The following is a 13,752-nucleotide window of genomic DNA, read 5'->3' as shown; positions in this document are numbered from 1 at the left end:
CTCAGCGGCTGCGGGCGCTCAGCTCCCGCAGCCGCGCGCCGAGGCGCTCGATGACCGGCGGGGTCATGCGGGTGATGGGTCCCGACACGCTCAGCGCATGCTGCCTGCCGTGTCCGGCGCCGCCGACGATCGCGGCGACGCAGATGGCGCCGCGCTCGTTCTCCTCGAAGTCGATTGCGTACCCCCGGTCGCGGGTGTGCTGAAGATCGTCATGGAGGGTGCGCGCCTCGTCGCCGTCGGGCATGTCCGCCGCCAGCGTGAAGCGCAGCTGCTCGTCGTCGAGCGACGCGAGGATCGCCTTGCCCAGCGCCGTGGAGCGTGCGCTGTGCAGACTGCCCACCTCCGCGGTCATCCGCAGGCTCAAGTGGCTCTCGACGATCGCGAGGTACTGGATGTGATCGCCGACCAGAACGCCGAGGTTGACCGTCTCCTGGAATTCGTCACGCAGGTCGTTCATGACCGGCAGCAGGTCGGACACGACGTCCTGCCCCTTCATGAGGGCCGACGACATGGCCAGCAGCTGCGGGCCGGGCACGTAGCGCTTGTGCGCATCCCGGATCGCGAGCCCGCGCTCCTCGAGCGTGTTGAGGATGCGGTAGACCGCGGCCTTCTCGATCCCGCTCGCCTCGGCGATCTCGCGCAGGGTCTGAGCTTCGCCGAACACGAGCGCCTCGAGGACGTCCACCGCTTTCGAGAGCACGCCGACCGTGTGGGATCTGGGTCGCGTCGCCGTCTCATCGGGTGCGGCCATGTTCTTCCCCCTCTGCGCTCCGCGATTCGCGATGCGCATTGAAAGTTTGGTAAGTAAACTATAACACCGGCATGCCGAATGAGGAGGAACGGATGAGATTCGCGCGAGTAGGAGAACCCGGGGCCGAGAAGCCGGTCGTGGTGCAGGGCGACGCACTGTTCGACCTCACGCCGCTCACGGCCGACATCGATGGTGCGTTCCTCGCCGACCCCTCCGCTCGTGCCCGCGTGGCCGTCGCGCTGGCGGACGGCGCCCTCCCGCGGCTTCCCGCCGACGACTCCCGCCGCTTCGGACCGCCGATCGCGCGGCCGCACGCGCTGCTGTGCATCGGGCTGAACTATGCGGCCCACGCCGCCGAGTCCGGCGCCGCCAGCCCGACCGAACCCATCCTGTTCCTGAAGACCCCGAATACCCTGTGCGGTCCCAACGATGACCTCGTGCTTCCTCCCGGCAGCCGCAAGACCGACTGGGAGGTCGAACTCGGCGTGGTCATCGGCGCGCCCGCGTACCGGCTGAAGGACCCGTCGGACGCGTGGGCGCACATCGCGGGATATGTTCTCGCCGACGACGTCTCCGAGCGCGAGTACCAGCTCGAACGCCCGGGCGGCCAGTGGTCCAAGGGCAAGATCTCGCCCGGATTCACCCCCGCCGGACCCTATCTGGTCACCGCCGACGAGGTCGACCCGGGAAACCTCGGCATCCGCAGCCGGGTCAACGGCGAGGTCCGGCAGGACTCCACGACCGCCGACCTCATCTTCCCCGTGGAGTTCCTGGTGTGGCACCTCAGCCAGTACGTGCGGCTGGAGGCCGGCGATCTCGTGCTGACGGGCACACCCGAGGGTGTCGCGCTGTCCGGTCGCTTCCCCTACCTCGCCGACGGCGACCGCGTCGAGGTGGAGATCGACGGGCTCGGCGCGCAGTCGCGGAGCGTCGTTGCCGGCACGGATGACTGAACGGGACAGCCGCGTCCGCACGCCGTGGGTGATCGGGCACCGTGGGGCGCCAGGACATCGCCCCGAGCACTCCCGCGCGTCGTACGAGACGGCGATCCGGCTCGGCGTGGACGCGGTCGAACCCGACGTCGTGCTGTCGGCCGACGGCGTGCCCATGGTGCTGCACGAGACGGAGCTGTCGGCCACGACCGATGTCGCCGCGAGGCCGGAGTTCGCCGAGCGTCGCAGCGTCAAGGTCGTCGACGGGGCCCGGCGCGAGGGCTGGTTCGCCGAGGACTTCACGAGTGCCGAGCTGCAGGGGCTGCGCAGGCACGAGCGGTGGCCGCACCTGCGCCCGGAAAGCGCGGCGGCCGAAGGCGGGGCCGTGCTGACGCTCGCCGAACTCATCCGCCTCGTGGACGACACCGCCGTCGGGACGGAGTGCGCGCTCGTGATCGAGCTGAAGCACTCGGATCACCTGCGTGCGCTCGGGCTGGATCTCGAGCGTGCGGTGATCGACGTGCTCGCGGAGCACCCGCGGCCGGACGGCGGGGTGCGCACGGTCATGGTGGAGAGCTTCGAGCCGGAGGCGCTCCGGCGGATACGCGCGGCGGGGTTCGCGGGCCAGTGTGCGCTCCTGTGCGAGGGCGCTTCGCTGGCGGAGGTACTGGAGCAGGCCGCGGCCGCTTTCGGACCCGTCGGCCGCGACGGCGGCGCGCCCGTGTTCCTCAGCATCGACAAAGACCTCGTCCTGCAGCATCCGGACGGAGCCGAGGCGGCGGTCCGGGGGATCCGGGATGAGGGCTGGCGGCCCCTCGTGTGGACGCTGCGCCCCGAGAACGCGTTCCTCACGCCGCGCTACCGGCGCGGGAGCGACCCTGCCGCCCACGGCGACTACGTCGGCGAATGGGGAGAGCTCGTCGCGGCCGGGGTGGACGGCGTGTTCGTCGACCATCCCGATCTCTTCGCCCGTGCACACGATCCCGCGGCCACCGCGGTCTGAACCGGAAAGGCACAAACGACATGGACGTGCAGGCGGAACTCTGGTGGGCCACTGGGCATGGACTCGGTGAGTCCGCACGCTGGTTCGGCGGCGCCTACCACTGGGTCGACATCGAGAGCGGTTCGGTGCTGCGCGCCCGACCGGGGGGACCGCTCGAACGCACCGAGCTCGGAGGGATCGTCTCCGCCGTGTTCGATGCGGGCGACGGATGCGAAGGCGTCGTCGCCGGCGACCGCATCCTCGTGCTGCGGGACGGTCGGATCGAGAAGGAATACCCGCTCCCGGATCTCGCCGACCGGCACGGGCGCACCAACGACGCACGCGTCGACCCTCTCGGACGGTTGTGGGTCGGCACCGTGGGACGAGGGTCCGACGCCCGCGCGGCGGTGCTGTGGCGCCTGGACGCGGAGGGCCCGGCCGTCGTGCGCTCGGGGCTCACGCTCTCGAATGGGCTGGACTTCGACGCAGCCGGCACCGCGTACCACGCCGACACGTTCGACCGCGTGGTGTACCGCTACCGTATGGGGCCGGACGGCGAGATCGCGCAGGTCGAGGAGGCCGTGCGGGTGGACGGCCTCCCCGACGGGCTGTGCCTGGACGCCGCGGACGGGTTGTGGATCGCCCTGTGGGGCGGCGGCCGCGCGGAGAGGTACGACGCAGGCGGCCGGCGCACCCATGTCATCCGCACACCCGGCGCGTCGCAGGTGACGTCGCTGTGCTTCGGCGGGCCGCGCCTGGACGAGGTGTTCCTCACCACAGCCGCGGAGGATGTCGACGAACCGAACGCCGGTGCGGTGTTCCGTGCCCGCGTCGACGTGACCGGCCGAGCCGAATCGATTTGGACACGGGAACGGGAGACGGGTGCGAGCCATGACTGAGGGTGCAACGGGGCGGGTGGCCGTCGTCACGGGAGGCAGCCGCGGCATCGGCCGCGCGATCGCGGAGCGTTTGGCCGCCGACGGTCATCGCGTGGTCGTGATCGACGTCGACGCTGCCGTCGAGGAGGTCGCGCGGGCGGCGGGCTGGCGCGGCATCGTCGCCGACGTCTCCGATGAGGCCGCCGTCGAACGGGCGTTCGCGTCGATCCTCGAGCGGGAGGGGCGGGTGGACGTGCTCGTGAACAACGCGGCCCTCACCGGCGTGCACCGCGCCTGGGAGAGTGTCTCGGTCGCAGACTGGGACGAGCTGATGGCGGTGAACCTCCGCTCGGTGTTCCTGTGCTCGCGGGCCGCTGCGCGCGACATGCGGGAACGCCGATGGGGGCGGATCGTGAACATCTCATCGGTGACGTTCGCCCTCGGCATGCGGAACCTCGTGGACTACGTCGCCTCGAAGGGCGGCGTCGTGGGGTTCACGCGAGCCTTCGCGCGTGAGGTGGGACAGGATTTCATCACCGTCAACGCGGTGTCGCCCGGATCCATCCAGACCGAGGCCGACATCGCCAACTTCCCCGATCAAGACGCCATCGCCGCCGCCCAGGCGGAGGTGCAGGCCATCCCGCGTCGCGGCATGCCGGCCGACATCGCCGCGGCGGTATCGTTCCTGGCGGGGGACGACGCGTCCTTCGTCACCGGGCAGACCCTCGGCGTCGACGGCGGCTGGATCATGGCCTGACCTGCTCCCGACGTTCTCCGGCCGATCACTGCGAAGGGTGATGCACGATGGCAATGGATCCCACGGGTACGACGACCCTGGCCGCACCCGCCGCAGAGCTGCTGCGCAACCTCCGCACGGCCGGCGTCGAGGTGCGCACGCGCGCGACCGACCGGCTCGCGGCGGCCCATGACGGATCGCACTACCTCCTGACGCCCCAGGCCGTGGTGAAGGCGAAGAACGCGACCGATGTGGCCGCGACCATGCGCGCCGCGCAGCAGTCCGGCGTCCCCGTCACTTTCCGCTCCGGAGGGACGAGTCTGTCCGGTCAGGCCGGCACCGCGGGCGTGCTCATCGACACGCGCATGCATTTCCGCGGCATCACGGTGCTCGAAGACGGCGCCCGCGTCAGGACCGGCCCGGGCGCCACCGTGCGGGCGGTCAACCTCCGCCTGGCCCGGCACGGCCGCAAGCTCGGTCCCGATCCGGCGAGCGAGATCGCCTGCACGATCGGGGGCGTGGTCGCCAACAACTCCAGCGGCATGTGCTGCGGCACCCACGCGAACACCTACCGCACCCTGGACTCGGCCATCCTGGTGCTGCCCTCCGGCACGGTCATCGACACGTCATCGCCGGATGCGGACGACACTCTGCGCGCGCGCGAGCCGCGCATCCACGCGGGGCTGCTCGCCCTGCGCGACCGCGTACGCGCAGACGCCGCATCCGTGCGCGCGATCGAGGAGCTGTACGCCATCAAGAACACGATGGGGTACGGGCTCAACTCGTTCGTCGACCACGACCGCGCCGTCGACATCCTCGAGCACCTGGTCGTCGGCAGCGAGGGCACGCTCGCGTTCGTGGCCGAGGCCACCTTCCGCACCGTTGCGCTGCCCGCCCATGTCGCCACGGGGCTGCTGGTGTTCCCGACGCTGGACTCCGCCACCGCGGCCCTTCCCGACCTGGTGGCCGCCGGATTCGCCGCCATCGAGCTGATGGATGCCACGAGCCTGCGCGTCGCGCAGCGCGACCCCGACGCGACCCCCGAGCTTCTCGGGCTCCAGGTCACCGAACAGGCCGCGCTGCTGGTCGAGCATCAGGCCGTGAGTGCCGACGGGCTGGACGCGCTCGTGTCCGCGTCGGCCCCGCTGCTGTCCACGCTGGAGTTGGCCGTGCCTGCCGCCCTCACGACCGATCCGGCGATCCGCGCGCAGCTGTGGCACATCCGGAAGGGACTGTTCACGGCCGTGGCCGGGGCGCGCCCGTCGGGGACGACCGCGCTCCTGGAAGACATCGCCGTGCCCGTGGACCGGCTGCTGTCCACCTGCACCCGCCTGATCGAGCTGTTCGACCGGCACGGCTACGAAGACAGCGTCATCTTCGGGCACGCCAAGGACGGCAACATCCACTTCCTCCTCAACGAACGCTTCGACGACCCGCGCTCGCTGCTGCGGTACGAGGCCTTCACCGAGGAGATGGTCGATCTCGTCCTGTCGCAGGGCGGCACGCTCAAGGCCGAACACGGCACGGGGCGCATCATGGCGCCGTTCGTGCGCCGTCAGTACGGCGACGAACTGTACGACGTCATGCGCGAACTGAAGGCGCTCGTCGACCCGGAAGGGCTGCTGAATCCGGGCGTGCTCCTCGCCGAGGATCCGAGCGCCCACGTGCAGGATCTGAAGATCGTGCACACCGTCGAGGAAGAGGTCGACCGCTGCGTGGAGTGCGGCTACTGCGAGCCGGTGTGCCCCAGCAAGGATCTGACCCTCACGCCCCGCGAGCGCATCGTCCTGCGGCGGGAGATGGCCCGGGCCGAGGCCGCCGGCGACCACGCGCTCGCGCAGCAGCTGCGGTCGGAGTACGACTACGACGGCGTGCAGACGTGCGCGGTGGACGGGATGTGCCAGACGGCATGCCCCGTACTCATCAACACCGGTGACCTCGTGCGGCGCCTGCGCACGGAGAACCAGAACGCCCTCTCGCAGGCGGGGTGGAAACTCGCGGCGAAGCAGTGGGGCGCGGTCAGTCGCGTGGGCGGGATGGCGCTGTCGGTGGCGGATGCCGTTCCGGCGGCGCTGCCCGCGGCGGCCACCGCTGTGGGACGCGCCGTGCTGGGGGACGATGTCGTACCGAAGTACACCGGAGACCTGCCCGCGGGGGGTGCGAAGCGCCGGCCGTTCACCGAACCGGACGCCGTCGCGGTGTACTTCCCCAGCTGCACCACGACGATGTTCGGGCCGGCCGAGCCCGGCACGCGCGGCGCATCCGAGTCGTTCCGTGAACTCTGCGCGCGAGCGGACGTGCCGCTGGCGACGCCGGCCGACATCCCGGCGCTGTGCTGCGGGACGCCGTGGAAGTCGAAGGGACTGACCGACGGGTATGCGGCGATGAAGGACCGTGTCGCGGCATCCCTTCGTGCGGCCACGCGCGAGGGTGAGCTGCCGGTGGTCTGCGACGCGTCCTCCTGCACGGAGGGCCTGGAGGTTCTGCTGGAGGCGGCCGGGGAATCGGGGATCCGCGTCATCGACGCCGTCCAGTTCGTCGACGAGGTGGTGCTCGAGCGACTCCCGGCCGGGGAGCGCGTGGCCTCCCTCACCCTCCACCCGACGTGCTCGTCGACCCGCATGGGGATCAATCCCGCCCTCACGAGCGTGGCTGCCGCCGCCGCGGACGAGGTGCACGTGCCCGACGACTGGGGATGCTGCGCCTTCGCCGGTGACCGCGGGATGCTGCACCCCGAGCTCACCGCCTCGGCCACCGCGCCGGAGGCCGCCGAGGTGGCATCCGGCGGGCCGGCCCAGCACGCCTCGCTCAACCGCACGTGCGAGCTCGGCATGACCCGCGCCACCGGGCACGCCTACCGGCACGTGCTGGAGGTGCTCGCGGACACCCTGCCCGACCTGCCCTGAGCCCGCGCAGTTCCCGAACTCCTCAAAACCGCGAGTGTGCGCGGCCGAAACCGCCGCAACCAGGCCGGCGGCGGCGGAATTGAGGAGTTCGGGCGGCACGGACACCGCACGGATCGCGCCGGCAGACGAGCCGCTGCGTGACCACTGCTGTCACCCTGGTCTTCGAGCCGTCGCGTCGACGACTGCCATCCGCACCCGAAAGGCCGCCATGACCACTCCTCACATCGCCGCAGCCCCCGGCGACTTCGCCCCCGACGTGCTCCTGCCCGGCGATCCCCGTCGCGCTCGCCGCATCGCCGAGACGTTCTTCGACGATCCGCGGCTGGTCACCGACGTGCGCGGCATCCTCGGTTTCACCGGATCCATCGGCGGCCGCCCCATCTCCGTCCTCGCCTCCGGGATGGGCATGCCGTCGGTGTCGATCTACGCCACCGAGCTCGCGCGGTCCTTCGGTGTCACCCGTATCGTCCGCACCGGCACGCTCGGTGCGATGCAGGAGCACGTCGCGGTCGGCGACGTCGTCATCGCCTCTGCCGCGCACACCGATTCGGCCATGAGTGAGCTGCGCATCCCGGGTGTGCACTTCAGCCACGCCCCCTCGTTCGCGCTGCTGCGCGAGGCGGCAGCCGTGGCGGCGGGAAGGGGCCTGAAGGCACACGTGGGGGCGGTGTTCACGAGCGACAGCTTCTACGGCGTCCGGCCAGAGATCACCGCAGGGCTGACCGCGCACGGCGTCCTCGCCGTGGAGATGGAGGCCGCGGGTCTGTACGCCGTCGGGGCGGCTGAGGGGATCGAGACGCTGATGGTCGGGACCATCAGCGACCACCTGCTGCGCGCGGAGGAGATGACCCCCGAGCAGCGCGAGACCACCTTCGTCGACATGGTCGCGGTGGCCCTCGGATCCCTGGGATTCACCCTCTGAGCGGCGGCGGCGGCGGCGACGGAGGGGGCGAGGGAAGCGCAGCGCGGCGTCGGGGCGCAGACTGGATGCTGTGACCCGACCCGCTCCACTGCAGCCGCCCCGCATCGAATCCCTGACCCTCCCGCCGCTCGCCGACGCCGACGCACGCGATCTGCGCGCGGGCGGCTCCTACGAGGCATCCCGGTTCACCGGCGCCGACGTGGCGGGGCGCGACCTGACCGGTGCCCGGTTCCTCGAGTGCGAACTCTCCGAGTGGTCGGCCGACGACGCGGTGCTGCAGGGGGCGGAATTCGTGCAGGCGCGCATCAGCCGCCTCAACGCGCCGACCCTCCGCGCGGGACGGACACGCTTGCGCGAGGTGGAGATCCTCGCGTCACGGCTGGGCTCGGTGGAGCTGTACGACGCCGCGGTGTCGGACGTCGTCGTCGCCGACTCGAAGATCGGCTGGATCAACCTGCGCGCCGGTGATCTTCACGACGTGGTGTTCCGCAACTGCCGGTTCGACGAGATCGACCTCAGCGGCGCCCGGCTGAACCGCGTCGCGTTCGAAGGATGCACGACGGGCCGGCTCGACCTGGCGGGAAGCCGCCTGCAGCACGTCGACCTGCGGGGGCTTCGTTTCGACGCCGTCGACGGACCGGCGGGACTTTCCGGAGCAACGATCGACCGCGACCAGCTCGCCATGATGGCCGAGATGTTCGCCGCGCACATGGGCGTCCACGTGCGCGGCTGACCGATCCGCCGGCGACGCGAGCCGGCTCACACCCGGATCAGCACCTTGCCCACCGTCCCCTGCTCGACGGCGTCGTGCGCGGCCGCCGTCTCGGCCAGGGGGAACCACGTCAGGGGCAGGCCAGCCTCCTCGCCGACCGGCAGCGCGCCGTCCTCCAGCGCCGCCGTGATGTCGGCCGCCGCCGCCTCCCACGCGTCGGCACCCACGGTGTAGAGCAGAACTCCCTGCACCCGCAGGTTCTTCGCGAAGCTGGGGCGGATGGGCAGGGCGAAGGTGTCGCCGCCGTCGTCGGCGTAGTACGCGATCGAACCGTGGTTCGCGGCGACGGCGGCATCGGCCTCCGCGTTGGCGGCGATCGAGACCTCCACGATGTGGTCGACGCCGTCCGGTGCGATCTCGCCCACCTGGGCGGTGACGTCCTCGGACGTGTAGTCGATGGTGTGGTCGGCGCCGGCGGCACGGGCCAGCGTCGCCTTGGCGGGAGAGGAGACCGTGGCGATCACGGTGGCGCCGGCCCAGCGGGCGAGCTGGATGGCGGCGTGGCCCACGGCGCCCGCGCCGCCGGCCACCAGGACGGTGCGGCCCTCGAGGGCACCGGGATGCAGCCGCGCGGGGCCGTGCGCGTGCACGGTGAGGGCGCGGTGGGCGGTCATGGCGGGCACTCCGAGGGAAGCCCCGACCGCCATGTCGACGCCCTCGGGGAGCTTGACCGCGCGCGCGGCGGGCACCACCACCTGCTCCTGGGCGGTTCCGGTGGGGCGCTCGTGCTGGGCGAGATACAGCCACACGCGGTCGCCGACCCGTAGGTCCGTGACCCCCTCGCCGACGGCATCCACCACCCCCGCGCCGTCCTGGTTGGGGACGATCTCGGCGAAGTCGTCACGGCGGGTGGTCCCCACGCGCGCTTTCCAGTCGGTGGGGTTGACGCCCGACACCTCGACGCGCACGCGCACTTCGCCCCGGCCCGGCTCTGCCGGGTCGCGGTCGACGAGGGACAGCACGGAGGAGTCGCCGGGGGAGGAGTACACGATCGCCTTCATGCCAGCACGGTACCGGCGATCCACCACCATCGCGGTGGGCTTGACCTGCGACCGTCGCCGGCGTGAGGGCAGCCCACGAGATGGCAGCATCGGGACGCAACCTGTCCGTCGTGCGACCGCGCGGATTGCTCTGGATGCGGACGCTTGGGGGAGAGGAGAAAGGACAGTCATGAGACATTCGACGTGGCCCGTCCGGCCGGAGGTGGGGATCGGCCGCGTGCCCGCCCACCTCGCCGCGCTGGTGACCCTGCCCCGGTACGGCTACCTCGACGCCTTCACACTCACATTCCCCGGCGCCGACCGGTGGTCGGCGGAGCAATGGGCGCGAGCCATGTTCATCGACGACCGTCCGCTGCTCGTCCGGGCGGCGACACGCGGGCTGCTGGGCGTCATGCTGAATCGGCCCTCAGCGCCGGATCGGATCGGCGAGTACACCATCTCCTCGGCCGAGCCGGCCGTTCTGCGGGGGGAGGTGACGTCCCCGCGCGGCGCCGATCAGGTCGTCGTGGCCGTGGAAGGTCACTCCGTGTCGCTGGTGACGGCCGTGCACCGTGACACCCGGGCCGGCAAGCGGGTATGGGGCGTCGTGTCACGTGTTCACCGGCTCTTCGCGCGGCGGGTGCTGCGGTATGCGGCGGCGCGCCTGCCCGCCACGCGGATGACCGTGCAGGCCGACGTCTCGTAGCGACGGCGCGTGCGCCGAGGCGGTCTGTTCGGGCGGCCAGGGTCGACTGTCCTCACGGACGGGGCGCCCGCCCGCGGTCACGACGACGCTGGCGGTATGGACGAAAACAACACACCAGCCATCGCCGTGCGCGGGCTGACCAAGCGCTTCGGTGCGCATATCGCCGTGGACGACGTCGGCTTCGACGCGCTCGGCGGACGCGTCACGGCCCTGCTCGGACCCAACGGGGCCGGCAAGACCACCACCATCCGCATGCTCCTGGGCCTGGCCGCCCCCGATGCCGGCGCCGCCGACATCCACGGCCGCCCGTACTCCGAGCTTCCCCATCCGGCGCGGACGGTCGGAGCCGTCCTCGACGGCGGCGGACTGCACCCCGGGCGCAGCGGACGCGATCACCTTCGCATCGTCGCGGCCCAGATCGGCGCCGCATCCGATCGGATCGACGCCGTGCTCGAGGAGGTCGGGCTGACCGCCGCCGCCCGCCGTCGCGTGGCGGGCTACTCCCTCGGTATGCGGCAACGCACCGCGATCGCCGCGGCGCTCCTGGGCGAGCCGACGGTGCTGGTGCTCGACGAGCCTGCCAACGGATTGGATCCGGAGGGGATGCACTGGCTCCGCGAGCGCATCCGGGCGTTCGCGGATGCCGGCGGCGCGGTGCTGCTGTCATCGCACGTGCTGTCGGAGGTGGCGCTCGTCGCGGACGATGTGGTGGTGATCGCGCACGGACGCGTCGTCGCGGCGGGCGATATGGCCTCCCTCGTCGCCGCCCACGGCGGAGATCTCGAGCGGTTCTATCTCGACGTCACCGCGACCCGGGCGGGGGTGCGCTGATGTTCCGCGGAGAACTCCTCAAGCTGACCACGACGGCCGCGACCAAGGTCGCCCTCGCCGTGGGCGTGCTCGGACTGGTCGCCACCCAGCTCGTGCTCGTCGTCCTGCTGCCCGCACTGGCCAGCGGAACCATCGGCCCCGGCGCCGACGCCCTCGGCGACGACCTGCCCGCGTCGGGTGTCGCGAACGCATCCGCCCAGCTGGCGGCACTCAGCCCCCTCGGGGCCAGTGGAGGCGGGGGATCGCTCAGCATCGCCATGCTCGCCGTCCTCGTGCTCGGTGTGCTCGCCGGCACGACGGACTACCGGTTCGGGGGCATCGTGCCCACCGCGCTGGCCGAGCCGCGACGCGGGCGCATTCTGGCGGCCAAGGTCGTCGCCACGGGAGTGACAGGGCTGGTTCTGGGAGCCGCCTACGCGCTCGTGAGCCTCGTCGCCCTGCTGGTGTCGCTGCCCGCGACCGGGTCGGCGCTCGCCGTCGGGATCGTCGACATCGCTGCCGTGATGGCGCGCGGAACGGTCGTGGTGGCGCTGCTCGCGCTCCTCGGACTCGGAGTCGGCGTGCTGGCGCGCAACCAGCTCGCCGGCGTTCTGATCATGCTCGGCGCGGCCGTGCTGGAACTCATGACGCAGGGCGTCGCCGTGCTCATCAGCGGCGCTCAGCCGCTGTGGGCGCAGGTGCTTCCGCTCACCCTCAGCCAGGCCGCGATCGGCAGCGCGCCGGCTGCGATCCCCTCCGCCGCGGCGCTGGCAGCCCTCGCGGGATGGGTCGCGATCATCCTCGCCGCCGCGGCGGCGGTGATCCGTCGACGCGACCTCTGAGTTCGCATACCCTGACGCCGCCCGGGCCGATCGCATCGGTCCGGGCGGCGTTGCCGCGTCCGAATCCCGCGCGAGACGGGAGGCTGCCACCTGAAGAGTGGAACCGTGACCCGCTCCGCCGCTCCGCCGCTCCGCCGCTTCCCCGCTCGTTCGTCCGGGTGGCATGGTCGAGCGTCCTGGTGCAAGGATCCGAGCAGCTGGCGGTCGCGGCGGCGCCGCTGGCGGCGGTCCTCGGCATCGTCGCCGACCATGTTCCGGGGAAGATCGTCCTCGTCGTCGCGGAGAGCCTTCGCGGCGCGACCCTCGGCGCCGTCGTCCTGCTCGCGTGCGTCGGCGCGCTGGATTACCGCTGGCTCCTCATCCTCGGCGCGACAGGTGCCGTCGGAACGGATCACGACGACGTCGCTGCGGCAGGCGATCGCGCCGGTGGACATGCTCGGGCGGGTCTCATCGCTGCTGATCATGTCGACGTTCGGGGCGCGTCCGATCGGGGCCGGCCTCGCCGCGATCGTCGCCGCGCAGTACGGCCTGCCCGCCTGCCTCGCGCTCGCGGTGGGGTTCTTCGCCGCGCAGCTGATCTGCATCCTCTGCTCGGCCCTCCCGCTTGTCCGCAGCCTCCACGACGCCGGCGCGCGGCCTGCGAGCTAGGAGTTCAGTCGAGGATGGCTCCGGCCGTGAGGTTCCCGACGACTCCCGTCATGGCCGCCGCGCGGTCGGATGCGGCGAAGGCGAGGTACTCCGCGACATCCTGCGCCCCGGGGAGGTGGCCGAGCGCCGATCCCGCCGCCGCGCCGGAGAGCCAGTCATCGGTCGACATCCCCGCGCGCGCCGCGATGCGGCCGAACATGCGGCGCGTGTACGAGCCGGATGCTCCGGCGGCCAGCGCGTGCGGCCGCACGCACAGGACCCGCACACCGGCGGGCCCCAGTTCGGCCGCGAGCGCGCGCGAGAACCCCTCGAGTCCGGCGCTCTGGGCGGCGTTGCCGATGATCCCCATGCCGCCCAGGCGCGCACCGGGAGTGGAGATGTTCTGGATGACGCCGGATCCTTGCGACGTCATCACCTCTGCTGCCGCCTTCGCGGTGACGAACGCCGCAGTGAGGTAGGTCACGACGGGCTCGAGGAACTGCTCCAGCGACGTCTCGCCGATCGGGATGCCCTGCACATGGTCGGCGCCGATGGCGTTGAGCACGAGGTCCACGTGCCCCTGCTCACGCGCGACGTCGGCGAGATGGCGGGTGACCGCGTCCTCGTCGAGCGCGTCGACCACCGCCGCATCCGCCCTGCCGCCCTGCGCGCGGATCGCTTCCCGAGTGCGCTCGAGCGGATCGAGGGTGCGCCCGGCCAGGGCGACGTAGGCGCCCTCCCGGGCGAAGACCTCGCCGGCGGCCGCACCGATGGAACCGCCTCCGCCGTAGATCACGGCCGTCTTCCCTGCCAGCAGCATGGCTCCTCCTCGTCGTGGATCATCCGCCCCTGCGTTGCCGCCCGATGCTAACGGTCGGCAGGCGGGCGCGCACCGAAACACGCGAAAA

Annotated in this window: 14 protein-coding genes; 11 read left to right on the top strand and 3 right to left on the bottom strand. The window is 71.9% G+C overall.

What is annotated here, in order from left to right; genetic code table 11:
• Position 1: 1 nt before the first annotated feature.
• Positions 2-751, bottom strand: coding sequence for an IclR family transcriptional regulator (locus F6J85_RS15065; protein ID WP_191906638.1), 750 nt, complete (start codon positions 749-751; stop codon positions 2-4).
• A 92-nt stretch (positions 752-843) separates the two neighbouring features.
• Between F6J85_RS15065 and F6J85_RS15060 the strand changes: the two genes are divergently transcribed.
• The 7 genes from F6J85_RS15060 to F6J85_RS15030 all read left to right on the top strand — a co-directional run bounded on the left by F6J85_RS15060 (position 844) and on the right by F6J85_RS15030 (position 8,840).
• The gene (locus F6J85_RS15060) at positions 844-1,704 is read left to right on the top strand and encodes a fumarylacetoacetate hydrolase family protein (protein ID WP_150926269.1); all 861 of its coding nucleotides are present in this window, start codon (positions 844-846) and stop codon (positions 1,702-1,704) included.
• Entirely contained in the window at positions 1,697-2,686 is a 990-nt protein-coding gene (locus F6J85_RS15055; protein WP_150926267.1) for a glycerophosphodiester phosphodiesterase family protein, read from the top strand. The genes F6J85_RS15060 and F6J85_RS15055 overlap by 8 nt, the downstream gene beginning before the upstream one ends.
• A gap of 20 nt (positions 2,687-2,706) precedes the next feature.
• Positions 2,707-3,564, top strand: a complete 858-nt coding sequence (locus F6J85_RS15050; protein WP_191906637.1) for an SMP-30/gluconolactonase/LRE family protein — start codon at positions 2,707-2,709, stop codon at positions 3,562-3,564.
• On the top strand, positions 3,557-4,300 hold the full coding sequence (locus F6J85_RS15045; RefSeq protein WP_150926263.1) for an SDR family NAD(P)-dependent oxidoreductase: 744 nt from the start codon (positions 3,557-3,559) through the stop codon (positions 4,298-4,300). Before F6J85_RS15050 ends, F6J85_RS15045 begins: the two co-directional genes overlap by 8 nt.
• A gap of 53 nt (positions 4,301-4,353) precedes the next feature.
• A complete protein-coding gene (locus tag F6J85_RS15040) occupies positions 4,354-7,185 on the top strand; it encodes an FAD-binding and (Fe-S)-binding domain-containing protein (protein ID WP_150927491.1) in 2,832 nt (943 codons plus the stop codon).
• A 208-nt stretch (positions 7,186-7,393) separates the two neighbouring features.
• Entirely contained in the window at positions 7,394-8,107 is a 714-nt protein-coding gene (deoD, locus tag F6J85_RS15035) for a purine-nucleoside phosphorylase (protein ID WP_150926261.1), read from the top strand.
• 70 nt (positions 8,108-8,177) lie between these two features.
• The gene (locus tag F6J85_RS15030; RefSeq protein WP_191906636.1) at positions 8,178-8,840 is read left to right on the top strand and encodes a pentapeptide repeat-containing protein; all 663 of its coding nucleotides are present in this window, start codon (positions 8,178-8,180) and stop codon (positions 8,838-8,840) included.
• 26 nt (positions 8,841-8,866) lie between these two features.
• Here F6J85_RS15030 and F6J85_RS15025 read toward each other — a convergent pair whose 3' ends face one another.
• Positions 8,867-9,880, bottom strand: coding sequence for an NADPH:quinone reductase (locus tag F6J85_RS15025; protein ID WP_150926257.1), 1,014 nt, complete (start codon positions 9,878-9,880; stop codon positions 8,867-8,869).
• A gap of 169 nt (positions 9,881-10,049) precedes the next feature.
• Between F6J85_RS15025 and F6J85_RS15020 the strand changes: the two genes are divergently transcribed.
• From F6J85_RS15020 to F6J85_RS15005, 4 genes are all read left to right on the top strand, one after another.
• Positions 10,050-10,565, top strand: a complete 516-nt coding sequence (locus F6J85_RS15020) for a hypothetical protein (RefSeq protein WP_150926255.1) — start codon at positions 10,050-10,052, stop codon at positions 10,563-10,565.
• A 96-nt stretch (positions 10,566-10,661) separates the two neighbouring features.
• Positions 10,662-11,396, top strand: a complete 735-nt coding sequence (locus F6J85_RS15015) for an ABC transporter ATP-binding protein (protein WP_150918739.1) — start codon at positions 10,662-10,664, stop codon at positions 11,394-11,396.
• Positions 11,396-12,217, top strand: a complete 822-nt coding sequence (locus F6J85_RS15010; protein WP_150926253.1) for a hypothetical protein — start codon at positions 11,396-11,398, stop codon at positions 12,215-12,217. The genes F6J85_RS15015 and F6J85_RS15010 overlap by 1 nt, the downstream gene beginning before the upstream one ends.
• 375 nt (positions 12,218-12,592) lie before the next feature.
• Positions 12,593-12,865 (top strand): MFS transporter, encoded by a 273-nt coding sequence (locus F6J85_RS15005; RefSeq protein WP_150926251.1) that lies wholly within the window; start codon positions 12,593-12,595, stop codon positions 12,863-12,865.
• 4 nt (positions 12,866-12,869) lie between these two features.
• Here the strand turns inward: F6J85_RS15005 and F6J85_RS15000 are convergent, their stop codons facing one another.
• The gene (locus F6J85_RS15000; RefSeq protein WP_150926249.1) at positions 12,870-13,664 is read right to left on the bottom strand and encodes an SDR family NAD(P)-dependent oxidoreductase; all 795 of its coding nucleotides are present in this window, start codon (positions 13,662-13,664) and stop codon (positions 12,870-12,872) included.
• Positions 13,665-13,752 lie beyond the last annotated feature (88 nt).

The organism is Microbacterium lushaniae (genome assembly GCF_008727775.1).
Lineage (GTDB): Bacteria > Actinomycetota > Actinomycetes > Actinomycetales > Microbacteriaceae > Microbacterium > Microbacterium lushaniae.
This window is presented reverse-complemented; position numbering and strand designations above follow the sequence as displayed.